19 protein-coding genes are annotated in these 22,330 nt (G+C 64.4%); 11 read left to right on the forward strand and 8 right to left on the reverse strand.

The genetic code is table 11. The features are described 5' to 3' along the window. Window positions 1–20: 20 nt before the first annotated feature. Window positions 21–692, reverse strand: coding sequence for a ribose-5-phosphate isomerase RpiA (rpiA, locus tag R3355_RS12530; protein ID WP_318961475.1), 672 nt, complete (start codon window positions 690–692; stop codon window positions 21–23). Between the two features lie 183 nt (window positions 693–875). Here rpiA and ilvA point away from each other — a divergent pair, with 183 nt between their 5' ends. Together ilvA and R3355_RS12540 are read left to right on the forward strand one after the other, a co-directional pair. Then, window positions 876–2,390, forward strand: coding sequence for a threonine ammonia-lyase, biosynthetic (gene ilvA, locus R3355_RS12535; RefSeq protein ID WP_318961476.1), 1,515 nt, complete (start codon window positions 876–878; stop codon window positions 2,388–2,390). Between the two features lie 116 nt (window positions 2,391–2,506). After that, a complete protein-coding gene (locus R3355_RS12540) occupies window positions 2,507–2,947 on the forward strand; it encodes a DUF2269 family protein (protein WP_318961477.1) in 441 nt (146 codons plus the stop codon). Window positions 2,948–3,176: 229 nt separating this feature from the next. Here R3355_RS12540 and R3355_RS12545 read toward each other — a convergent pair whose 3' ends face one another. Beyond that, complete coding sequence (locus R3355_RS12545) at window positions 3,177–3,830, reverse strand: HAD family hydrolase (protein ID WP_318961478.1); 654 nt, start codon at window positions 3,828–3,830, stop codon at window positions 3,177–3,179. A gap of 139 nt (window positions 3,831–3,969) precedes the next feature. Here R3355_RS12545 and R3355_RS12550 point away from each other — a divergent pair, with 139 nt between their 5' ends. Together R3355_RS12550 and ptsP are read left to right on the forward strand one after the other, a co-directional pair. After that, window positions 3,970–4,449, forward strand: coding sequence for an RNA pyrophosphohydrolase (locus tag R3355_RS12550; protein ID WP_079203695.1), 480 nt, complete (start codon window positions 3,970–3,972; stop codon window positions 4,447–4,449). A 19-nt stretch (window positions 4,450–4,468) separates the two neighbouring features. After that, entirely contained in the window at window positions 4,469–6,748 is a 2,280-nt protein-coding gene (gene ptsP / locus R3355_RS12555; RefSeq protein WP_318961479.1) for a phosphoenolpyruvate--protein phosphotransferase, read from the forward strand. 18 nt (window positions 6,749–6,766) lie between these two features. Here ptsP and R3355_RS12560 read toward each other — a convergent pair whose 3' ends face one another. Continuing rightward, the gene (locus R3355_RS12560; RefSeq protein ID WP_318961480.1) at window positions 6,767–7,513 is read right to left on the reverse strand and encodes an NRDE family protein; all 747 of its coding nucleotides are present in this window, start codon (window positions 7,511–7,513) and stop codon (window positions 6,767–6,769) included. Between the two features lie 138 nt (window positions 7,514–7,651). Here R3355_RS12560 and R3355_RS12565 point away from each other — a divergent pair, with 138 nt between their 5' ends. Genes R3355_RS12565 through R3355_RS12575 form a run of 3 tightly spaced genes read left to right on the forward strand, consistent with a single transcriptional unit; the run spans window position 7,652 to window position 10,038 of the window. Then, a complete protein-coding gene (locus tag R3355_RS12565) occupies window positions 7,652–8,434 on the forward strand; it encodes a sulfite exporter TauE/SafE family protein (protein ID WP_318949176.1) in 783 nt (260 codons plus the stop codon). A gap of 9 nt (window positions 8,435–8,443) precedes the next feature. Then, window positions 8,444–9,247, forward strand: coding sequence for a prolipoprotein diacylglyceryl transferase (gene lgt, locus R3355_RS12570; RefSeq protein ID WP_318961481.1), 804 nt, complete (start codon window positions 8,444–8,446; stop codon window positions 9,245–9,247). Then, on the forward strand, window positions 9,244–10,038 hold the full coding sequence (locus R3355_RS12575) for a thymidylate synthase (RefSeq protein WP_318961482.1): 795 nt from the start codon (window positions 9,244–9,246) through the stop codon (window positions 10,036–10,038). Before lgt ends, R3355_RS12575 begins: the two co-directional genes overlap by 4 nt. Before the next feature lie 4 nt (window positions 10,039–10,042). On the opposite strand, the gene R3355_RS12580 is transcribed toward R3355_RS12575, so the two are convergent. From R3355_RS12580 to R3355_RS12590, 3 genes are read right to left on the reverse strand one after another with little or no spacing between them, the layout of a single operon-like run. Further along, on the reverse strand, window positions 10,043–11,158 hold the full coding sequence (locus R3355_RS12580) for an ABC transporter permease (RefSeq protein ID WP_318961483.1): 1,116 nt from the start codon (window positions 11,156–11,158) through the stop codon (window positions 10,043–10,045). Between the two features lies 1 nt (window position 11,159). Further along, on the reverse strand, window positions 11,160–13,880 hold the full coding sequence (gene rbbA, locus R3355_RS12585; RefSeq protein ID WP_318961484.1) for a ribosome-associated ATPase/putative transporter RbbA: 2,721 nt from the start codon (window positions 13,878–13,880) through the stop codon (window positions 11,160–11,162). Further along, entirely contained in the window at window positions 13,877–14,842 is a 966-nt protein-coding gene (locus tag R3355_RS12590; protein ID WP_318961485.1) for an HlyD family secretion protein, read from the reverse strand. The genes rbbA and R3355_RS12590 overlap by 4 nt, the downstream gene beginning before the upstream one ends. A 174-nt stretch (window positions 14,843–15,016) precedes the next feature. On the opposite strand from R3355_RS12590, the gene R3355_RS12595 reads away from it, so the two are divergent. The 4 genes from R3355_RS12595 to R3355_RS12610 all read left to right on the forward strand — a co-directional run bounded on the left by R3355_RS12595 (window position 15,017) and on the right by R3355_RS12610 (window position 18,810). Beyond that, window positions 15,017–16,084, forward strand: a complete 1,068-nt coding sequence (locus R3355_RS12595; protein ID WP_318961486.1) for a transporter substrate-binding domain-containing protein — start codon at window positions 15,017–15,019, stop codon at window positions 16,082–16,084. 471 nt (window positions 16,085–16,555) lie between these two features. After that, a complete protein-coding gene (locus R3355_RS12600) occupies window positions 16,556–17,584 on the forward strand; it encodes a hypothetical protein (RefSeq protein WP_318961487.1) in 1,029 nt (342 codons plus the stop codon). Next, complete coding sequence (locus R3355_RS12605) at window positions 17,553–17,939, forward strand: hypothetical protein (RefSeq protein WP_318961488.1); 387 nt, start codon at window positions 17,553–17,555, stop codon at window positions 17,937–17,939. The genes R3355_RS12600 and R3355_RS12605 overlap by 32 nt, the downstream gene beginning before the upstream one ends. Beyond that, entirely contained in the window at window positions 17,926–18,810 is an 885-nt protein-coding gene (locus R3355_RS12610) for a hypothetical protein (RefSeq protein WP_318961489.1), read from the forward strand. The genes R3355_RS12605 and R3355_RS12610 overlap by 14 nt, the downstream gene beginning before the upstream one ends. A 601-nt stretch (window positions 18,811–19,411) precedes the next feature. Here R3355_RS12610 and R3355_RS12615 read toward each other — a convergent pair. Together R3355_RS12615 and R3355_RS12620 are read right to left on the reverse strand one after the other, a co-directional pair. Beyond that, on the reverse strand, window positions 19,412–20,785 hold the full coding sequence (locus R3355_RS12615; protein ID WP_318961490.1) for a GTPase/DUF3482 domain-containing protein: 1,374 nt from the start codon (window positions 20,783–20,785) through the stop codon (window positions 19,412–19,414). A gap of 111 nt (window positions 20,786–20,896) precedes the next feature. Next, on the reverse strand, window positions 20,897–22,285 hold the full coding sequence (locus R3355_RS12620; protein ID WP_318961491.1) for a DUF2868 domain-containing protein: 1,389 nt from the start codon (window positions 22,283–22,285) through the stop codon (window positions 20,897–20,899). Window positions 22,286–22,330: the final 45 nt, after the last annotated feature.

The raw sequence follows: 22,330 nt of genomic DNA on the forward strand, positions 1-22,330 counted from the left end.
ATTGCGTAACTGGCCAGTGCTCAGCGGGTCAGCGTTTTTACCCCGTCGGCGGTGCCGAGCAGCAGCAAGTCCGCCGGGCGGGCAGCGAACAGGCCATTGGTGACCACGCCGACGATATTGTTGATCTGCGCTTCCAGTTCGCGTGGGTTGACGATCGACAGGTTGTGCACGTCGAGGATCTGGTTGCCGTTGTCGGTGGTCACCCCCTCGCGGTACACCGGGTCGCCACCGAGCTTGACCAGTTCGCGGGCGACATGGCTGCGCGCCATCGGAATCACTTCCACCGGCAGCGGGTAGGCGCCGAGTACCGGCACCAATTTGCTGGCGTCGGCGATGCAGATAAAGGTCTTGGCCACGGCCGCGACTATCTTCTCGCGGGTCAGGGCGGCGCCACCGCCCTTGATCAGGTTGAGGTGCTCGTCGCTTTCGTCGGCACCGTCGATATAGAACTCCAGGTCGCTGACCGTATTCAGCTCGTACACCGGAATGCCGTGGCCCTTGAGGCGCGCGGCAGTGGCGTCGGAACTGGCCACGGCGCCGTCGAACTCGGCCTTGTGCCGGGCCAGGGCATCGATGAAACAGTTGGCGGTGGAGCCGGTGCCGACCCCGACGACGCTCTTGGCGTCGAGCTGGGGGAGGATGAAGTCGACGGCAGCCTGGGCGACTGCTTGCTTGAGTTGATCCTGGTTCATCGCGGTTTGCGCCTGGGTGGAGTCGGGAGACGTTAATTATAGCCGCATGTGCGGCAAAACCTCGCCTGGCATCGGCCCTTCCGCGATTTCGTCGCCGGCAAAACCCCCTGCTTCGTATGGTCGTTCGGCGCGAGCCTGGGGTAGACTCGCTGACTCCCTCGAAAAGCCGCCTGCGATAACGCCATGCTCGAACAGTACGTCAAGATGATCCTCACCTCGCGCGTCTACGACGTCGCGGTGGAAACCCCGCTGCAAGCCGCCAGTCAATTGTCCGAGCGTCTGGGCAACCAGATTCTGCTCAAGCGCGAAGACCTGCAGCCGGTGTACTCGTTCAAGATTCGCGGCGCCTACAACAAGCTGGCGCAGCTCTCGGCCGAGGAACGGGCGGGTGGAGTGGTCACCGCCTCCGCCGGCAACCATGCCCAGGGCCTGGCCCTGGCGGCCAAGGTGCTGGGGGTCAAGGCGACCATCGTGATGCCCAAGACCACCCCGGAGATCAAGGTCCAGGGCGTGCGTTCGCGCGGTGGCAAGGTGGTGCTGCACGGCGACAGCTTCCCCGAGGCGCTGGCCTATTCACTGAAGCTGGTGGAGGAGAAGGGCTACATCTATATCCATCCCTATGACGATCCGCACACCATCGCCGGCCAGGGCACGGTGGCCATGGAAATCCTCCGCCAGCAGCCGGGCCAGCTGGACGCGATCTTCGTCCCGGTCGGTGGCGGCGGCCTGATCGCCGGGATCGCCGCCTATGTCAAATACCTGCGCCCGGAAATCAAGATCATCGGCGTCGAGCCGGACGATTCCAACTGCCTGCAGGCGGCCATGGCCGCCGGCGAGCGGGTGGTATTGCCGCAGGTCGGGCTGTTCGCCGACGGCGTCGCGGTGGCGCAGATCGGCCAGTACACCTTCGATGTCTGCCGCCAGCATGTCGACGAGGTGATCACCGTCAGCACCGACGAGATCTGCGCGGCGATCAAGGACATCTACGACGACACCCGCTCGATCACCGAGCCGGCTGGCGCCCTGAGCGTCGCCGGGATCAAGAAGTACGTCGAGCGTGAGGGCTGCCGCGGCCAGGTGCTGGTAGGCATCGACTCGGGCGCCAACGTCAACTTCGACCGTCTGCGCCATGTCGCCGAACGCTCCGAGCTGGGCGAGAAACGCGAGGCGATCATTGCCGTGACCATCCCCGAGCAGCCGGGCAGCTTCAAGGCCTTCTGCGAGGCGATCGGCAAGCGCCAGATCACCGAGTTCAACTACCGCTACCACAGCGACAAGGAAGCGCACATCTTCGTCGGCGTGCAGACCCACCCGGAAAACGACCCGCGTGCCGCCCTGGTGGAAAACCTGCGAGGCCAGGGCTTCCCGGTGGTCGACCTGACCGATAACGAGCTGGCCAAACTGCATATCCGCCATATGGTCGGCGGCCATGCGGCGCGGGTGCGCGACGAGGTGGTGTTCCGCTTCGAGTTCCCCGAGCGGCCGGGCGCCCTGTTCAACTTCCTGCAGAAACTCGGCGGGCGCTGGAATATCTCGATGTTCCACTACCGTAACCACGGCGCCGCCGATGGGCGGGTGGTTGCCGGCCTGCAGGTGCCGGAGGCCGAGCGCCATCTGGTGGCGGCGGCGCTGGACGCGATCGGCTATCCCTACTGGGACGAAAGCGACAACCCGGCTTACACACTTTTTCTGGGCTAATCGAGCGGTGGGACTGCAATGTAGGCGGCCGTACGGCGTTGCATTCTGCCCCGTCCGGCCTATGCCACTGCTCAACGACCTATTGCGTCGATAATCCGACAGGGAACACAGCCGTTATGGATTCATACCTGCTACTGCGAATCGCCCACAGCCTGCCCGCCATCCTCCTGCTGCTCGGCGTGCTGGTCCATGTCTTCATGCTGTGGAAGGCCCGGCGCGGTGGCGATGCGGCCATCCTGCAGCGCAAGCTGCGGCGTACCCGGATGATCAGTCTGCCGCTGCTGGGCCTGCTGGCGTTGAGCTTGCCGGTCAGTGGCTGGGGTCTGGTGAACATGGTCGGTTGGCCGCTGGGGCAGACCTGGCTGCTGTTCGGCAGCATCCTGTTCGCGCTGATGATGCTCTTCGGCCTGTTGCTCGCCGGTCGCCTGGCCGCCTGGCAGGCGCTCGGCGAAACGCCGGCGTCCAGTCGCCTGCTGGGATTTACCGCCGCCTATGCCGGGCTGATCGTCCTGCTGTTGCTGGTGATCATGGGCCTGATGGGCGCCAAACCGGCCTGACAGGGCAGGCGCTCATGTAGATCCGTGTATGCGCAGACCCGCTGGGTGTAGGAGCGGGCCATGCCCGCGATGCTTTTTGCCGTCCCGTAGCCCGGATGCAATCCGGGGCGGTTGTTGGAGAGCTCCCGGGATTTCATCCGGGCTACAACGGCGAGCGCGCAACATTCTTGTAGGTGGCGTGCCCGCGGCGATTGCAGCGGGCAGGGCTGTGCTCGGTCGCGGTTCAGGCTCAGCGCAGGGAAATGATCGGCCAGCCGCGTTTCTCGGCTTCGGCGCGCAGCTTCGGGTCGGGGTCGACCGCCACCGGGTGGCTGACCTGTTCCAGCAGCGCCAGGTCGTTCATCGAGTCGCTGTAGAAGCAGCTGTCGGCCAGGCTGAATCCGCTTTCCGTCAGCCAGCGGTTGAGGCGGGTGACCTTGCCTTCCTTGAAGCAGGGCACGTCGGTGGTACGCCCGGTGTAGCGGCCGTCGGCCATTTCACATTCGGTGGCCAGCAGGGTGTCGACGCCCAGGCGTGCGGCAATCGGCGCGGTGACGAAGCGGTTGGTGGCGGTGATGATCAACAGCTTGTCGCCGGCGGCGCGGTGTTCATCGAGCAGGGCTTCGCCCTTGGCCAGGATGATCGGCTCGACGCAATCGCGCATGAATTCGCGATGCCACTGCTCGAGTTGCGCCATCTCGCTGCGGCCGAGGATCGCCAGGCTGAAGTTCAGGTAGTCGCGGATATCCAGGCGACCGGCCAGGTAGTCCTGGTAGAACTCATCGTTGCGCGCCTTGTAGGCGACACCATCGAGGATGCCGCGCTCGCACAGGTAATCGCCCCAGGCGTGATCGCTGTCGCCGCCGAGCAGGGTGTTGTCGAGATCGAATAAAGCCAGACGCACAGGGCACCTTTCATCAAAACTTTAGAAGGGCCGTCAGGATAGCGACTTTTATAAGAGCTGCCCATTCGGGCGCCTGCGTTGCTGCTGTCGCGACCTTTGTGGAACAATGCCGAAACATGCGTTTACGAGGTTGTGCGCCGTGATCGATCCTGATGGTTTTCGCCCCAATGTCGGCATCATTCTGACCAATGATGTCGGCCAGGTGCTCTGGGCGCGTCGGATAAACCAGGACGCCTGGCAGTTCCCGCAAGGCGGGATCAACGACTATGAGTCACCGGAAGAAGCGCTCTACCGCGAACTCAACGAGGAAGTCGGCCTGGAGCAGCAGGATGTGAAAATTCTCGCCTGCACCCGGGGTTGGTTGAGGTATCGTCTGCCTCAGCGTCTGGTTCGCACCCACAGTCAACCGCTGTGCATCGGCCAGAAACAGAAGTGGTTCCTGCTGCGTCTGACGTCGGACGAGCAGCGGGTACGCATGGACCTGACCGGCAAGCCCGAGTTCGATGGCTGGCGCTGGGTCAGTTACTGGTACCCGTTGGGCCAGGTGGTTACATTCAAGCGCGAGGTTTATCGCCGCGCCCTCAAGGAACTCGCTCCGCGCCTGTTGGCGCGGGACTGATACGGACTAGAGCCGAGCCATGCTCAATACGCTGCGCAAGATCGTCCAGGAAGTTAATGCCGCCAAGGATCTAAAGGCGGCCTTGGGCATCATCGTACAGCGGGTCAAGGAGGCCATGGGCAGCCAGGTCTGCTCGGTCTATCTGCTTGACCCGGAGACCAACCGCTTCGTGCTGATGGCCACCGATGGCCTGAACAAGCGCTCCATCGGCAAGGTCAGCATGGCGTCCAACGAGGGCCTGGTCGGTCTGGTCGGCACCCGCGAGGAGCCGCTCAACCTGGAAGACGCCGCTGCTCACCCGCGCTACCGCTACTTCGCCGAAACCGGCGAGGAGCGTTATGCCTCCTTCCTTGGTTCGCCGATCATCCACCACCGCAAGGTGATGGGCGTGCTGGTGATCCAGCAAAAGGAACGGCGCCAGTTCGACGAGGGCGAAGAAGCCTTTCTGGTGACCATGAGCGCCCAGCTCGCCGGGGTTATCGCGCACGCCGAGGCGACCGGTTCGATCCGCGGCCTGGGCAGGCAGGGCAAGGGCATCCAGGAGGCCAAGTTCGTCGGCGTGCCGGGTTCGCCCGGTGCCGCGGTGGGCACGGCCGTGGTGGTGCTGCCTGCGGCCGATCTGGAAGTGGTACCGGACAAGCAGGTCGAGGACATCGCCGCCGAGTTGCTGCTGTTCAGCTCCGCCCTGGAAGGCGTGCGCACCGACATGCGCGCCTTGTCGGCGAAGATGGCCAGCCAGCTGCGTCCGGAAGAGCGCGCGCTGTTCGACGTCTACCTGATGATGCTGGAAGACGCCGCCCTGGGTAACGAGGTGGTCAAGCTCATCAAGACCGGACAGTGGGCCCAGGGCGCCTTGCGCCAGGTGATCAGCGAACATATCAATCGCTTCGAACTGATGGACGACGCCTACCTGCGTGAGCGCGCCTCCGACGTCAAGGACCTCGGCCGGCGCTTGCTCGCCTACCTGCAGCAGGCACGTCAGCAGACCCTGGTGTATCCCGAGAACTGCATCCTGGTCAGCGAGGAGCTGTCGCCGGCCATGCTCGGCGAAGTGCCGGAAGGCAAGCTGGTCGGCCTGGTTTCGGTGCAGGGCTCGGGCAACTCGCATGTGGCGATCTTCGCCCGGGCCATGGGTATTCCCACGGTGATGGGGGTGGTCGATCTGCCCTACTCGAAGATCGACGGCATCCAGCTGATCGTCGACGGCTACCACGGCGAGGTGTTCACCAACCCCAGCGAGCTGCTGCGCAAGCAGTATGCCGAAGTGGTCGAGGAAGAGCGCCAGCTGACCCAGGGCCTCGATGCCTTGCGTGGCTTGCCGTGCGAGACGCTGGACGGTTACCACATGCCGCTGTGGGTCAACACCGGGCTGCTGGCCGATGTGAAGCGCGCCCAGGAACGCGGCGCCGAGGGCGTGGGCCTGTACCGCACCGAAGTGCCCTTCATGATCAAGGAGCGCTTCCCCAGCGAAAAGGAGCAGCTGGCCATCTATCGCGAACAGCTGGTCGCCTTCCATCCGTTGCCGGTGACCATGCGCAGCCTGGATATCGGCGGCGACAAGTCGCTGAGCTATTTCCCGATCAAGGAAGAAAACCCCTTCCTCGGCTGGCGCGGTATCCGCGTTACCCTCGACCACCCGGAAATCTTCCTGGTGCAGACCCGCGCCATGCTCAAGGCCAGCGAAGGCCTGGATAACCTGCGCATCCTGTTGCCGATGATTTCCGGGATTCAGGAGCTGGAAGAAGCGCTGCACCTGATTCACCGTTCCTGGGGCGAAGTGCGCGACGAAGGCGTCGACATCCCGATGCCGCCGGTGGGGGTGATGATCGAAATCCCCGCCGCGGTCTATCAGGTGCGTGAGCTGGCGCGTCAGGTCGACTTCCTCTCGGTCGGCTCCAACGACCTGACCCAGTACCTGCTGGCGGTGGATCGCAACAATCCGCGGGTCGCCGACCTCTACGACTTCCTCCATCCGGCGGTGCTGCAAGCGCTGTGCAAGGTGGTCGAGGGCGCCCATGCCGAAGGCAAGCCGGTGAGCATCTGTGGCGAAATGGCCGGCGATCCGGCGGCGGCGGTGCTGCTGATGGCGATGGGCTTCGACAGCCTGTCGATGAACGCCACCAACCTGCCCAAGGTCAAGTGGCTGCTGCGTCAGATCAGCCTGGGCAAGGCCAAGGAGCTGCTGGCTCAGGTGATGACCATCGACAACCCACAGGTGATCCACAGCACCCTGCAGCTGGCCCTGCGCAACCTTGGCCTGGGCCGCATGATCAATCCGGCGTCGAATATCCAGGCCTGAATCCCAGGCGGGAGGCGCCTAGCGCTCGATCCACACCTCGTTCAGGCGTGCGCCAAAGGGCCCGTAGCTGCGCTCGACCAGGGTGCTCGAACCGTCGGCATTGACCAGCAGCACAGTGCTGGCGCGGGTGCCATAGCTGTGGGTGGCGATGAATATGCTCGAGAGTACGCGCTCGGTATTCAGGCCGACGCCGGTGTCGGGCAGGCGCGCATCCTCGACTTGTTGCCCGTCATGCAGCAGGTCCAGCAGGGACGGTATCTGCGGTGCTGCCAGGCATTCGCCGAGCAGGGCTTTGCCCTTTTCGACCTTGGGCCAGGGCGTGTCCAGATAGGCGTTGGACAGCCCGTAGAGCCCTGCAGTCAGTTGCTGTGGCATGCCCGTGCGCGAATTCAACAACCACAGTTGCTCGCGGTCGCCGAGCAACAGATTGAAGCCCGAGTAATCTCCGGCGCGCTGGGCCAGGTCGCGCAAGAACGCCTCGGGGCCGAGCGAGCCGCACAGGAATTGCACCGGCAGTTCACCGCGCGAGCGGCCTCGCGGTGGCTGGCGCGGGTCACGGATATTGGTCAGCGCGGCGAAGCGTGCGTGTGGGCCGATACCCAGCCAGGTGCCGCCGGCTTCCAGGTCCCGCCCGGCATACAGCCCCGGCGCATCTTCCCACTCGGCCAGTGGCAGGCTGGGGCGAGCATAGAACTCGTCGCGGTTGGCGGCCATGACCAGCGGCAGATCATGGCCGGGACGCCAGGCAAATACGATCAGGCACATGGGAATCCTTTCGGGGCAGGTAGCTTCAGTCCTAAGATTGAAGCGCAGCTGCCCGATTGCGCAAGTGGAGGATGCGGCTTCGCGCTTCCCGCATGCGCCTGCGACGATTACCATTGCGCTTTGTTTTCGGGGGTGGTGATGGAGCTCTTGCTGTATTTAGTGCTGGGCGCCGCAGCGGGAGTGCTGGCCGGGATGTTCGGCGTCGGTGGCGGGATCATCATAGTGCCGGTGCTGGTGTTCAGTTTCGCCGCCCAGGGCTTCGACCCGAACGTGCTGACCCACCTGGCGGTGGGGACTTCGCTGGCGACCATCGTCTTCACCTCGATCAACTCGGTCCTGGAGCACCAGCGCAAAGGCGCGGTGCGCTGGCCGGTGTTCGTCTGGATGACCCTGGGAATCTTGCTTGGGGCTGCCCTGGGGGCCATGACCGCCGCCGCGATCCAGGGGCCGCTGCTGCAGAAAATCATCGGCGTGTTCGCCATCGTCATCGCCCTGCAGATGGCCCTGGAATTGCAACCCAAGGCCAGCAGCGTTGTCCCAGGCAAGCTGGGTCTGACCGTGGCCGGCGGCTTTATTGGCTGGGCCTCGGCGATCTTCGGGATTGGCGGCGGTTCGCTCAACGTGCCCTTCTTGATGTGGCGCAGCGTGCCCATCCAGCAGGCGGTGGCGACCTCGGCCGCCTGCGGCCTGCCGATTGCCGTGGCCGGCGCGCTGACCTTCATGTGGCTGGGCTGGGACAGCCCGCAACTGCCGGACTGGAGCCTGGGTTTCGTCTATCTGCCAGCGATGGCCGGGATTGCCTTCACCAGCATGTTCTTCGCCCGTTTCGGCGCACGCCTGGCGCATCGTCTGTCGCCACGCCTGCTCAAGCGCCTGTTCGCCCTGCTGCTGTTCAGCGTGGGCCTGAGTTTTTTGATTTGAGGAGTTGAAATGCTGCCTTACCCGCAGATAGATCCGGTGGCGATTGCCCTGGGCCCGCTGAAAATTCACTGGTACGGCCTGATGTACCTGATCGGTATCGGTGGCGCCTGGTGGCTGGCATCGCGCCGGTTGAGCACCTTCGAGCCGAACTGGAGCAAGGAAAAACTCTCCGATCTGGTGTTCTGGGTGGCCATGGGGGTGATCCTCGGCGGTCGCCTGGGCTATGTGCTGTTCTACGACCTGGCGGCCTATATCGACCAGCCGAGCCTGATCCTGCAGGTGTGGAAGGGTGGCATGTCGTTCCACGGCGGCTTTATCGGCGTGATGCTGGCGAGCTGGTGGTTCGGCCAGCGCAACGGCAAGAGCTTCTTCCAGTTGATGGATTTCATCGCGCCGCTGGTACCGATCGGCCTGGGTGCCGGGCGTATCGGCAACTTCATCAACGCCGAACTGTGGGGCAAGGCCACCGACCTGCCCTGGGCCATGGTCTTCCCCACCGACCCCGAGCAACTGGCGCGCCATCCGTCGCAGCTCTATCAGTTCGCCCTGGAAGGCGTGGCGCTGTTCGCCATTCTCTGGTTCTACTCGCGCAAACCGCGGCCGACCATGGCGGTGTCGGGCATGTTCGCCGCCTGTTACGGGCTGTTCCGCTTTATCGTCGAATTCGTCCGGGTGCCGGATCAGCAGCTCGGCTACCTGGCCTGGAACTGGCTGACCATGGGTCAGGTGCTCAGTCTGCCGATGATTCTTCTCGGGGTGGGTCTGATCTGGTTCGCCTACCACCGCCAAGCCGTCCAGGGAGCCGCCCGATGAAACAGTACCTCGAGCTGATGCGCCTGGTGCGCGACACCGGCACCTTCAAGAGCGACCGCACCGGCACCGGCACCTACAGCCTGTTTGCCCACCAGATGCGCTTCGACCTGGCCGAGGGTTTTCCCCTGGTCACCACCAAGAAGTGCCACCTGAAATCCATCATCCACGAGCTGTTGTGGTTCCTTCAGGGCGACACCAATATCAAGTACCTGAAGGACCACGGCGTGCGCATCTGGGACGAGTGGGCCGACGAGAACGGCGACCTCGGTCCGGTCTACGGCTACCAGTGGCGCAACTGGCCGGCGCCGAACGGCGAGTCGATCGACCAGATCGCCAAGCTGATCGACATGATCAAGAGCAACCCGGATTCGCGGCGCCTGCTGGTCACCGCCTGGAACCCCGCACTGGTCGAGCAGATGGCCCTGCCGCCGTGCCACGCGCTGTTCCAGTTCTACGTCGCCGACGGCAAGCTCAGCTGCCAGCTCTACCAGCGCTCGGCCGACATCTTCCTCGGCGTGCCCTTCAATATCGCCAGCTACGCCCTGCTGACCCTGATGGTCGCCCAGGTCTGCGACCTGCAACCGGGCGAATTCATCTGGACCGGCGGCGACTGTCACTTGTACGCCAACCACCTCGAACAGGCCGATCTGCAACTGAGCCGCGAGCCGCTGCCACTGCCGGTGATGAAGCTCAACCCCGAAGTGAAGGACATCTTCGCCTTCAAGTTCGAGGACTTCGAGCTGCTCGGTTATCAGGCCCATCCGCACATCGCCGCGCCGGTGGCCGTCTAACAGACTAGGCCGTCAGGCTGCTGCGAAAGCGTCGCAGCGCCAGGCCGAAGAACACCAGGCCGATCGCCGTCAGCGCCGCCAGCTCGGGCCAGAGCACGCCCGGGCCGGCGTCGCGGAACAGGATCGAGGTGCTCAGGCTCAGGTAATGGGTCGACGGCGAGAGCTGCATCAGCCACTGCAGCCACACCGGCATGCTCTCCATCGGCGTGCTGCCGCCGGAGAGCATCAGCATCGGGATAATCACCGGGATCGCCAGCAGGCCGAATTGCGGGATCGAGCGCGCCAGGGTGGCGAGGAAGATGCCCAGTGCGGTGCTGGCGAACAGGTAGAGTGCGGTCACCGCGAGGAACAAGGCCAGCGAGCCGGCCAGCGGCACGCCGAGTGCACCCTTGACCACCAGTTCCAGCGAAAGCCAGGTACAGATCACCACCACCAGGGCGTTGCTCCAGATCTTCGCCAGCATGATCTCCAGTGCGGTCAGCGGCAGCACCAGCAGGTGGTCGAGGGTGCCGTGCTCGCGTTCGCGCAGCAGCGCGGTGCCGGTCAGCAACACGGCCAGGATGGTGATGTGGTTGACGATCTGCAGCAGCGCGAGGAACCAGCCGCCCTGCAGGTTGGCGTTGAACAACGCGCGGCTGGTCAGCCCGACCGGCGCCTGTGCGGCGGCGTCCGGATGGGCGTAGTCGACTAGCTCGCGCTGCAGAATCCGTCCCAGATCGCGCGCGCCCATGAACGCCTGGCTCATGGCGGTGGCGTCGACATTGACCTGCAGGGCCGGCTGGCGCCCGGCCAGCAGATCGACCTGGAAGTTCGCCGGAATGTCGATGACGAAGGTGAAGCGGCCGCTGTCCATCGCTGCGTCCAGCTGGTCGTAGGGCAGCAGCTCGGGGATCTGGAATTCCGGCGGCTGCAGCACCTCGGCCAGGCGCCGCGACAGCGGGCTGCGGTCCTCGTCGACCATGGCCACGCTGGCATGGTGCACGCCTATCACCGAGCCGGTGGCCGGCATGTAGACGGCCACGCTGAAGGCATACAGCAGGAACAGCAGCAGCACGCTGTCGTGGCGCAGGCTGGTCAGCTCCTTGAGGCCGAGGCGGAAGATATGCGCCAGCTTGTTCACCCTAGACCTCCTGCTTTTTCAGCAGCCACACGCTGAGCGCGCTGGCGACGAGGAAGAAGCCCAGCAGCGCCAGGCATTGCGGCCACAGGCTGCGCAGGTCGAGGGCCTTGGTGAAGGTACCGACGGCGATGTCGAGGAAGTGCCCGGCCGGGAACACATGGCCCATCAGCGCCGAGCCGCCTGCCAGCGAGGAGCGCGGCACGATCAGCCCGGAGTACTGGACGGTCGGCAGGGTGGTGATGATCACCGTGCCGAGGATCGCGGCGATCTGGGTACGGGTGAAGGCCGAGATCAGCAGGCCCAGGCTGGTGGTGGCGAGCAGGTAGAGCAGGCCGCCGAGGGCCAGGGTCAGGCCGCTGCCCTTGAACGGCACGCCGAACAGCAGGCGGTTGAGCGCCACCAGCATGGCCAGGTTGAGCAGGCTGATGACCAGGTACGGCAGCTGCTTGCCGAGGAGGAACTCCAGGCGGGTCAGCGGCGTGGCGTAGAAGTTGCTGATCGAGCCCAGCTCCTTCTCCCGCACCACGCCCAGGGCGGTGAGCATGGCCGGGATGAAGGCCAGGATCAGCGCCATCACCCCGGGGCCGATGGCGTGCACGCTGACCACGTCCTGGTTGTAGCGAAAGCGCGTCTCCAGGCTCGCCACGGCCGGTGCGGCGAGGGCCGGGCTGCTCTCCCGGGCCAGGCGCTCGAGGTTGGCCAGGTGCACGGCCTCGACGTAGTTGCGGCTGGTCTCGGCGCGAAACGGCATGCCGCCATCGAGCCAGGCGGCCACCTGCGGCTGGCGCCCGGCCAGCAGGTCGCGGCCGAAGCCCGGCGGGATCTGCAACGCCAGCTTCAGCTCCGAGCGTTGCAGGCGCCGGTGCAGTTCGCCGGCATCGCCGATAGGCGCGCGCTCGTCGAAATAGCGCGAGCTGCGGAAGGCCTCCAGGTAGGCGCGGCTGTGCGGCGACTGGTCCTGGTCGAGGGCGGCGAAGGCGATGTGTTCCACGTCCAGGGAGATGCCGTAGCCGAAGATCACCATCATGAACAGCGCGCCGAACAGGGCGAAGGCCAGGCGCACCCGGTCGCGCAGCAGCTCCATGCTCTCGCGCACGGCCAGGGCGCGCAGGCGGCGCAGGCTGAAGCCGGGCTGCAGCGGTGACGGGCCGGAGGTCGCAACGGCAACGGCAACAGCCGCTGGCGGCGGCGCGGGGCTGTCGCCCTGGGCCTGCTCCAGACAGCGGACGAAGGCCTGCTCCAGGTCCTGCGCGGCGAACTGCAGCTGCAGCGCGGCCGGCGTGTCGCAGGCCAGCACCCGGCCGGCATGCATCAGCGAGATGCGGTCGCAGCGCTCGGCCTCGTTCATGAAGTGGGTGGAGAGGAAGATGGTCACCCCCTGCTCGCGTGACAGCTCCAGCAGCAGGCGCCAGAAGTCGTCGCGCGCCGCCGGGTCGACGCCGGAGGTGGGTTCGTCGAGGATCAGCACCTCCGGGCCATGGATCACCGCCACCGCCAGCGACAGCCGTTGGCGCAGGCCCAGGGGCAACTCGCCGGCCGCGTCGCCGGCGTGTTCGGCCAGGCCGAAACGCTCGATCAGCGCCTGGCTGCGTGCGCGGCCCTCGGCCGCCGGCAGGTCGAACAGGCGCGCGTGCAGCTCCAGGTTCTGCCGCACCGACAGCTCGCCGTACAGCGAGAAGCTCTGCGACATGAAGCCGACCCGCTTGCGCGTGGCCAGGTCGCCGGCGTCCACCGGCTGGCCGAGCAACCGGGCGCTGCCGGCGCTGGCCGGCAGCAGGCCGGTGAGCACCTTCATGGTGGTGGTCTTGCCGCAGCCGTTGGAGCCGAGGAAGCCGAAGATCTCGCCGCGGCGGATGGCGAAGCTGACCTTGTCCACCGCGGTGAAGTCGCCGAAGCGCAGGCTCAGTTCGCGGGCCTCAATGGCGATCTCGGCGGACTGCGCGGGCAAGGGCGGGATCAGCAGCGCCTGGCGCGGCGCCGCGCCGCCCTGGAAGTGGGTGAAGGCCGCTTCTAGCCGACCGCTGGCGGTGACCCTGGCCAGCTCGGCGGTACGGCCCGCGGCGATCAGCCGGCCGCGGTCGAGCATCAGGCAGTGTTCGAACTGCTCGGCCTCCTCCATGTAGGCGGTGGCCACCAGCAGGGTCAGCTGCGGCCGGCCGCCACGCACCTGCTCGACCAGTTCCCAGAAGCGCCGGCGCGACAAGGGGTCGACCCCGGTGGTCGGCTCGTCCAGGACCAGCAGGTCCGGCTCGTGGATCAGCGCGCAGCACAGCCCGAGCTTCTGCTTCATGCCGCCGGACAGCTTGCCGGCCGGGCGTTCGGCGAAGGCGGTCAGGTCGGTGGCCGCCAGCAGGTTGGCCATGCGCGCCTGGCGCTCGGCGCGGCTCAGGCCGAACAGGGTGGCGAAGAAGTGGATGTTCTCGGCGATCGACAAGTCGGGGTAGAGGTTGTGCCCCAGGCCCTGGGGCATGAAGGCGATGCGCGGGTACAGGCTGGTGCGGTGGCGGCGCTGCTCGATCGGCCCGCCGAGCACCTCCAGGCGGCCGCGCTGCAGCTTCTTCACTCCGGCGATCAGGCCCAGCAGGCTGGACTTGCCGGCGCCGTCCGGGCCGATCAGGGCGCAGCGCGCACCGACCGCCAGCTCGAAGTCGATGCCGTCCAGCGCCAGCTGTTTGCCGTAGCCATGCTGCAGGCCTTCGGCGCGGATCGCCCAGGCGCTCATTGCAGCTCGGCCGGCCAGGCGACCTCGGCGCTGCGCACATAACCGACGCCGGGCATGCCCGGCTTGGCCTGGGGCACGGCGGCCGGCTCGCTCAGGCGCAGCTTGACCCGGAACACCAGCTTCTGCCGCTCGTCGCGGGTCTCCACCTCCTTGGGGGTGAACTGCGCCTTGGCGGCCACATAGGCGATCCTGGCCGGCAGCGGCCGCTCGGGCAGGGCGTCGAGCAGCACCCGCGCCTCGTCGCCCTGGGTCAGGCGGCCGGCGACGGCGGCGGGCAGGTAGAGGTTCATGTACTGCTCGCCGGGGTCGATCAGCAGCAGCACCCGGCCGCCGGCGCCGAGCACCTCGCCGGGCTCGGCTAGGCGCAGCTGGACCAGGCCGTCGAGCGGCGCGCGCAGGCTGCTGTCGTCGATCTCGCTGCTCAGCTGGGCGACCAGGGCCTTGGCCGCGCCGATCGCCGCGCGGGCCGCCGAGACCTGGGCCTCGGCCGCCTGCAGTGCGGCGCCGGCGGTGTCGAAGCGCGCCTGCTGCTGGTCGAGTTGCTGGCGGCTGGTGTGGCCGCGCTGGAACAGCTCGCGAAAGCGCTTGAGGTCCTGCTCGGCCAGCCGCCGCTCGCTCTCGCGCAGGCGCACATTGGCCTGGCTGGCGGCCAGGTTCTGCTCGGCGCGGCGCACCTCGGCCTCGGCCTGGGCGCGCTGGGCCTCCAGGGTGCGGGTGTCCAGGCGGGCGAGCAGCTGGCCCCGGGTCACCCGGTCGCCTTCCTGCACCGTTACTTCGGCCAGACGGCCCGGGTACTTGCTGGCGATCTGCACCTCGGTGGCCTCCAGGCGCCCGTTGCCCATGGCCAGGCCTTCGGGCAGGCGCTCCCTGAGCGACAACCAATAGCCGAACACCCCGGCGGCGAGCAGGCCCAGCAGCAGGGGCACGACGAACAGGCGGGAAGGGCGGAGGTCGCTGGACATGAAGCGCATCCTGCAGAGTGACGCGGCCAGTGTGGCAGCGCTGTCGGCGCGGATCTTGACCCGCATCAAACGGGGCGCCTGCAACCCAGGATAGTCCGCGAGCCAGGCCGTGGCCGGGCGCGGGCGGTCATTTTTGCTACCCTGGCGTTTTGCCGATAGGGAAGGAGCGTGCCAGTGCCGAGGATTCTGATCAGTCTGTTGTTGTGTCTGCTGGGGTGGCCTGCCGCAGCGCAGGAGTCGAACGCGCCGGTCTTGCGGGTAGGCATCAACGAAGTGCCGCCCTTTGTCATTCAGGAGCCGGACGGCAGCTGGCGCGGCATCAGCATCGATCTGTGGCAGGCCGTCGCCGAGCAGGCGGGTTACCGCTACGAGCTGCTGCCGATGCCGTTCGAACGTCTGCTGCCGAGCCTGGAGGACGGCCAGCTGGATGCGGTGGTCGGCGCGCTGACCATGACCGCCGAGCGCGAGGCGCGTTTCGACTTCACCCATCCGTTCTACCGCACCGGCCTGGCCATAGGCGTGCCGCACGGCGGCGAGGGTGGCGGCTGGGCCGCGGTCAAGGGCTTGCTGTCCTGGCAGTTCGTCAGCCTGATCCTCGGCCTGGCGGTCCTGATGCTGCTGGTCGGCGGGCTGCTCTGGCTGTTCGAGCGGCGGCACAATCAGCCGCAGTTCGGCGGCTCCCCGGCGCAGGGCCTGGGCTCCAGCTTCTGGTGGGCGGCGGTGACCATGACCACCGTCGGCTACGGCGACAAGGCACCGGTGACCCTGGGCGGACGCCTGATCGCCCTGGTGTGGATGTTCACCGGGCTGGTCATGGTCTCGACCTTCACCGCGGCAGTGACCAGCGCGCTCACCGTGGGCAACCTGCAGGGCGGCATCCAGGGCGTCGACGACCTGCGCCGCGCCCATGTGGCGAGCATCGACAAGACCGTCAGCGCCCGCTACCTGGACAGCCAGCGGATTCGCCGCAGCGACTACCCCAACCTGCTCGAGGCCATGCGCGCGGTGCAGCAGGGCGAGGCCGACGCGGTGGTCTACGACCTGCCGATCATGCAGTACCGCAACGGCGAGCTGGGCGGCGGCGGCCTGCGCCTGCTGCCCGGTACCTTCGACAACCAGTCCTATGCCTTCGCCCTGGCCGACGGCAGCCCCTACCGCGAACGGATCAGCCAGGAGGTGCTGCGGGTCACCGGCGGCGACGACTGGGACAAGGTGCTGGAGCTGTATCTGGGAAGGCCCTGAGAAGAGGTGAAAAAAATCTTCGTCTAATGCGGGCGTCTCCGGCAGCCCGCTGCTGATAATGCGCTATGCAAAAAATGGAGAACGGCAGCTAAATAACAGGGGGACAGGCCCTGGTTTCAGCACCGAGAATCTGGCCGGAAACCGTGGTCCCCCATTACTTTGTAGGACGGGGTGATTGAAACGATGCCCATCTTGTTTTCAGGTGGATCAAGGTGTTTAGCCGAGCTGCATGGGTATCACTGCGCTCGACCCATCCTACGAGCTGTCTATGCACAGCATTAGTCTGCCAATGATATTTCGACGCGATGATTGTGTTCATTAGTGTTAAAGGCGAAAATTCAGGGGCAGGGAAACGGCGTCTACACGCTAGCCAGGTGAGGTCGCTTTTGGGCGACTACTGCCATCTCTGTAAAACGAAGTCGGCCATCCGTTGACGGTCACTCAGAAGTTTTCCAGATATGGAGTGAGCTAGTGCTTAGCCCTGCAGAACTGAAACAAGCTAAAATGATATTTGGGTTGATCAGAGAAGCCAGCAGTCTCGAAGTCGTTCGTGATTTTTTGCGAGACCGAAAAGTCCCTATTACCGCGCCCAACTGGGATGAACTCTACAATCAAAGAATTCTGCCAGCATTAGAATCAAAAAAGCTCGCTATCGAAGACTTGTCAGTCCTGCTCCGGCAAGTGGAAGAGTATGGCAAACAGCACATCTTTCTCTTCAAGAGCGACCCAGCCGACGCGGTAAAAATCCTAGCAAGAGCCCGGGTAGAATCGGTGGCAACCGATCTAGGTGTTTTCGAGCGTATGTCTATTCCCTTACATCTCGAAATGCCAGAAGCTCCAGAAATAGTTGATATACGGCTGGAAGAGGCCTCAAATGGCTCTGGCCCAATCTCCCTAACGGTGAAGATCTGCGAGACTCGGGAAAGCAGCAAACTTGTAGAAGATAATTTGGATGCTGCAACAAGCCGGCGTATCAAAACTTATCAGATAACTAAAAAGAGGGCGATTAGTATCGCTCACTTGGACCGAGAAGGGCTTCTACAGATACGCATTGCCTCAAGAGATACTTCAACAAAATACCACGAGCAATTATCTACCGTTATAAACATGATTCTCAAGTTTGTGCCGACTGGTGTCTTCGAATCTGTGTCTCTGAGTAAAGCCAAAGACACTTTATATAGCAAACAAGAAGATCTCGCCGGCATCATTCGCTATAGTACAACTACAGCGATGAATGATTTCGGAATATCGATGAACCTCGCTTCACCAAACGTGTCTAAAAACCTTTCGGAGGACGGAGGCTCCTCGGCCGCAATGAAGGGTTTCATGGCGGAAAAAGGTTTTGTTACTGGTTCTAACATTTGGTTTATAATGCCAAGTGATGCGAGTCGGCAAATACACGTATATTTGAGCGGCGAGCGGAACGAGTTTGCAATAACCGCAACTTGCACGCCTGGAGAATATTCTTATGTTATCGAAAAGATTCTCTCCCTTAATTGAAGAAAATCCGCAAATTGCAGATGCTCTGGTTAGGGTCGCTGAGCACTTTGAAGATATCGAAAAGGCCAGCGGCGCAAAAGTTTATGATGTGACTATGAACATCAATCGCTTGTTTGATATTTCTCAAGCAGGAAGTTCTGCTCGCTTTGCGAAAGTTACAGCCGTGCTAATACAGGCAGGAATCATGGAGCGGCGGTTGGTTATCAGATCTCCGCTAGGTCCTGAAATAATGCAAGTAGATAGCTGGTATGACTGCCCCTCGCTTGTTTTCGACACTTTAAGGGGGGTCGAAATGGAAGTCAGTGATAGCGATCTTGAAATCATGTATAGCGTGGCAAAAGATGAACTCCACTGAAGTAATACAGCTGGTTCAGACGTTGTGGACTGCGACCGACCCCAAACAAAGAAAAGAAGTATTTAGTTTAGTACGATCAACTATTCCTGAAGAGCACAAGCTGCTATTCGATGGGCTCGTAGATAATAAGCGTAGTGGCATTCGCGACAGCGCAGACTCGAAAATATTGGTTCTTATCCATGGAATTCGTACGGATGGGGCCTGGCAGCGGCAGGTCCAACAAGAACTCCATGGCGTGGCGAACTTGCAAGTTCATGACTTAGGCTATGACGTAGTTACTGGAATGCAGTTAGCTGGCCCGTTCCGCTCAGGGCCTGTTAATAAGATTGTGCGTGATATTAGACGATTGAAAGATGAGGAGCCGCTGGCTCGAATATCAGTTATTGCGCACAGCTTTGGTACGTACATAGTAAGCAGAGTTCTAGAAGAGCATCCAGACATTAGCTTTGAAAAAATTGTGCTAAGCGGTTGTCTGATTAAGCGTAATTATCCTTGGGATCGTAACGCCCGAGGGATGCGGAAGAGTTCAATTATTAATGACGTTGGCGTCCGAGATATCTGGCCACTGATAGCAAGCTGCTCTACATGGGGATATGGAAGTACCGGCCGTGTCGGTTTTAAGAGCGCGACCGTAACGGACAGATATTTCGATTACTCTCATAGCGAGTTTTTTGAAAACAATGGAGTGCACATCAAGAAATACTGGCGCCCTCTATTTGAATGCGACACAATTGTTCAGTCTGATTGGGAGCTAAATCCTGAGCGTGCTAAAACTGGTTTTCTTACTCTGTTCGCTGCCCATCAGAAAACCGGCCTCGCGGGAATAATTCTTGTATCTACTGCAGTGATTTTATATTTTTCCTTTTTCTAGTTACCAGCTATAAACCTCTGTTGTTTAGCCTACTGCGACGGGAAGCAGCATTAAGGGGTCGGAGTGAATAAGAACAAATCACTCCGCCCCCTTTAACGACATTGGTATAACCTCATGATTCCGCATCTCAGGGTCGGACCCACGTAACTGATTGTCTGAAAAGGAAAACATTACCGGATAATGGCCAAGTAACCGCTTATACAGCCAATTTCGGCATCGAAAGTCATACTTTAAGCGAAGAAGGGAGGCCTGCCGGCCAGATAATTCTCAGACTTATTTATAGGGTAGACCGGCCGCTCCTAGCCGTCTCCTGCCTGTCGCGACCATCCCGTTCTGGCCGATTTCTGCCGGTGACCAAGGCCTGCTACCGGTCGGAAACCGTCCGCCGGCCATGCTCGCTAATGGCCGGCATCAACCCCCTCTGACTTGCTGCCATCGATGAGATTGAGGCCATCTGTGCTCGCGCTATATCCATCTTTCCGCCCACCGGACGCCGAGCAAGGGCCCGTCGCTCAACAAGCCGGCGCCCATTGCAGCAACAGTCCATCTACGGCTGCAAACCGGGGCGGACTGTATGGGCACGTCCCCGGCTTCTATCCGGTTAGGATGCTGTCAGCGTCGCGCTCAGCACCTCGACCTGCGCCTGGCGCTCCAGCTGTTGCAGGCGCGCGCCGGGGTTGAGGGAGGACCATTCGGGGTGGGCGCGGGCTTTGTGCAGGGCGTCGGGCAGTTTGCCTTCGCGCCATAGCGCCTCCTGCGGCGCGGGCAGCTGGATGGCCTGCACCGCCGCGTGGCCGCGGGTTTCCAGGGCTTGCAGCAACAGTTGCTGGCGCAGGGCGAGCAGGCGCAGCACGGCGTCGTCCACGGTCAGCTCGCGCTGGCCCTTGAGTTTGCCTTTCAGGCGGGCGCCGTAGCCGCGCAGGGTCTGCGCGCCGCCGCCGATCAGGGCGCCGAGGGCGGCCGCGGCGCCGAGGGTGACGCCGCCCACCAGCAGGTCGATGCCGACCCCGGTGGCCGCGCCGGCGGCCATGCCGCCGCCGAGCTTGACCCCGAGCTGTTTGAGGGTTTCCGGGTTGAACAGGTCGTCGCCCCAGCGGCCGTCGAGCAGGGGCACGGCTTCGGCCTTGGCGTCGTCCTGGCGGAAGGCATACAGGCGCAGCAAGGCTTCGACGCAACGCTGTTCGCGCTGGCGGATGGTTTCGCGCAGTTCGCGGATCGCGCCTTGTTCCAGGGTTGGCTGGGCCGCCACGCTGCGTCGGCAGGCGGCGCAGTCGATCAGCAGTTCGGCGATCAGCCGGGTGCCGCTGTGGCGGCGGGCCTGGCGTTGCAGTTCATGGTCGTCGATCAGCCGTTGCAGCTGCGGCCGGGCCTTTTCCTGCAGCAGGGCCAGGCTCTCGTAGAGCCGGCGTTCGCCATCCAGCGGCGGCGCCACGCTGTCGAAGGCGACCCGCGCATGCAGGCCGAGGCGAGCCAGGGCCTGGTACCAGTCGTCTTCGCGGTGCTGGCGGCCGGCGACGAAGTTCAGCACCGGCAGCAAGGGTCGGCCGCACATGGTGAGGATCGCCAGTTCGTCGCGGTACTTGGCCAGCACCGGCTCGCGGGCATCGATCACGTAGAGGCCGGCGTCCGAGGCGAGCAATTGGCGCAGCACCTTGGCCTCCTGCTCGAAACGCTGGCGCGCCTCGCTGCCATCGAGAAAGCGCGCCAGGCGTGCCGGGCCGTCCAGGCGTTCGCCGGGGCGCTCCAGGCGTTCCAGGTAGTCGAGCAGGGCGATGGCGTCTTCCAGGCCGGGGGTGTCGTACAGCTCGAGCAGCGCCTGGCCATCCACCGACAGGCGCGCGCCCTCGACATGGCGGGTGGTGCTGGGGCGATGCGAGACCTCGCCGAAACCGACGTCGCGGGTCAGGGTGCGCAGCAGCGAGGTCTTGCCGACATTGGTGTGGCCGACCACGGCGAGCTTCAGCGGTTGGCTCATAGTAGGCTCCGTAGGGTGGATGACGCTTTACCCATCCACCACCAACAACGATGGTGGATGAAAAAGGCGTCATCCACCCTACCCAGCTCGCGTAGCCTGGATTGAACGATGTCACTCATGGCCGCTCTCCAGCCAGCGCAGCGGGGCGCTGTCGCTGTGTGCCAGCTGCAACTGGTCCAGGGCGCTATGCCAGTCGTCGAGGCGTTCGCTGTCCAGGGCTTCGCCGGGTTGCGCCGGCAGCAGCCAGATGCGTGTGGCTGCCGCCGTGCGGGCCAGTTCGCCGAGCAGCGCCAGGCTGCCGCGATCCGGCGAGCGGCGCGGGTCGCAGGCGATCGCCAGGCGCGCCGGGGGAAAGCGGGTGAGTTGTTCGAGCAGGCGCTGGCGCTGTTCGCGGCTGTCGATCACCCCGGCGTCGCTGATGCCCTTGGCCAAGGCCGGCGGCCAGGGCCGTCGCTCGTCCAGTTCGATGGCCACCAGTACGGCGCCCTGGCTGTCTTGCGGGTTGCTGCCGGCGGTTGGCTGGGGCCACTGTGCGGGCGCCGCATCGCACACGCCGAGGCGTTCGCTGCTTGGTTGCAGGCGCTCGCGCAGCAGACTGTAGCCGGGCAGGCCGACCTCCAGGCGCAGGGCGGCGCAGCCCCGGCGCCAGCGCCACAGGCAGAACGCCCCCAGCAGCAGGCGCGGCAGCAGGCCGTAGACCAGCAGCACGCCGACCAGCCAGCCGGCCCAGGCGTGGCGCGCGGCTTCGCTGGCCAGGGCGCTGTCGCCGCTGGCGCGGATCAGCTCGGCGTCCGGCAGGCTGAAACCGAGCAGCGCCGGCAGCGCACCGAGGGCCTGGGTCAGGGCGATAAAGGTTTCGCCGCCGAGAATGGTGCTTTCCCAGACGAAGCCGTAGCGGCGGGTGGCGAGCAGCGTCAGCAGGCTCAGCAGCGCCGCCAGCAGGGCCAGCAGCCACAGGCCGTGAACCAGCACGCCCAGGCCCCAGCGGCCGAGGCGTTGGCGTTGCAGCAGCACCAGTAGCGCCGGCGCCAGTTGCGCGGCCTGGGCGTCGCGGGCGAGTTTTTCGCTGAGCCACAACCACAGCCGGCCGAGGGCGCCGGTGCTGTCGCGCGCCAGCAGCAGGCCCAGGGCCCAGCCGAGCAGCATCAGCAGGTTGAGGCCGAGCAGGCTGCCCAGGGCCCAGAACACATTGACCGGGCGCTGGCCGTCGCCAAGCGCCGCAACCGCCAGGCCGATGCCGCTGAGCAGGGCCAACAGCAGCAGCGCCGCGAGGGCCAGGCGTGCGCCCTGCAGCCAGTGGCGCAGCGCCTGCAGCTGACCGTCACGCGCGGCGAGCAGCAGGGCGCGGGCCTGGATGCGTTCGGCGAGATCGCCGCCGCCGGCCTGGGCCCGGCGATTGGCTTCGCGGTCTTCCAGCGGGCCGGCGTGCTCTTCGCGCAGGCGAATCGCTTCGCTGAGCCAGAGGCGCTGGAGTTTGTTCGGAGCAGGGTCGGTGGTCACGCGGTGTCTCGTTGGCCAGATCGAGACTGAGCATAACCCTTGGCG

This window comes from Pseudomonas sp. (assembly GCF_033723075.1).
Lineage (GTDB): Bacteria > Pseudomonadota > Gammaproteobacteria > Pseudomonadales > Pseudomonadaceae > Aquipseudomonas.

Bases quoted from the DNA above. Each gene is read 5' to 3' on its own strand.
- R3355_RS12575 (WP_318961482.1), top strand. From the start codon at position 9,244: ATGAAACAGTACCTCGAGCTGATGCGCCTGGTGCGCGACACCGGCACC.
- ilvA (WP_318961476.1), top strand. From the start codon at position 876: ATGCTCGAACAGTACGTCAAGATGATCCTCACCTCGCGCGTCTACGAC.
- ptsP (WP_318961479.1), top strand. From the start codon at position 4,469: ATGCTCAATACGCTGCGCAAGATCGTCCAGGAAGTTAATGCCGCCAAG.
- R3355_RS12605 (WP_318961488.1), top strand. From the start codon at position 17,553: ATGTTATCGAAAAGATTCTCTCCCTTAATTGAAGAAAATCCGCAAATT.
- rpiA (WP_318961475.1), bottom strand. From the start codon at position 692: ATGAACCAGGATCAACTCAAGCAAGCAGTCGCCCAGGCTGCCGTCGAC.
- R3355_RS12615 (WP_318961490.1), bottom strand. From the start codon at position 20,785: ATGAGCCAACCGCTGAAGCTCGCCGTGGTCGGCCACACCAATGTCGGC.
- lgt (WP_318961481.1), top strand. From the start codon at position 8,444: ATGCTGCCTTACCCGCAGATAGATCCGGTGGCGATTGCCCTGGGCCCG.
- R3355_RS12560 (WP_318961480.1), bottom strand. From the start codon at position 7,513: ATGTGCCTGATCGTATTTGCCTGGCGTCCCGGCCATGATCTGCCGCTG.
- R3355_RS12540 (WP_318961477.1), top strand. From the start codon at position 2,507: ATGGATTCATACCTGCTACTGCGAATCGCCCACAGCCTGCCCGCCATC.
- rbbA (WP_318961484.1), bottom strand. From the start codon at position 13,880: ATGAGCGCCTGGGCGATCCGCGCCGAAGGCCTGCAGCATGGCTACGGC.
- R3355_RS12610 (WP_318961489.1), top strand. From the start codon at position 17,926: ATGAACTCCACTGAAGTAATACAGCTGGTTCAGACGTTGTGGACTGCG.
- R3355_RS12590 (WP_318961485.1), bottom strand. From the start codon at position 14,842: ATGTCCAGCGACCTCCGCCCTTCCCGCCTGTTCGTCGTGCCCCTGCTG.
- R3355_RS12565 (WP_318949176.1), top strand. From the start codon at position 7,652: ATGGAGCTCTTGCTGTATTTAGTGCTGGGCGCCGCAGCGGGAGTGCTG.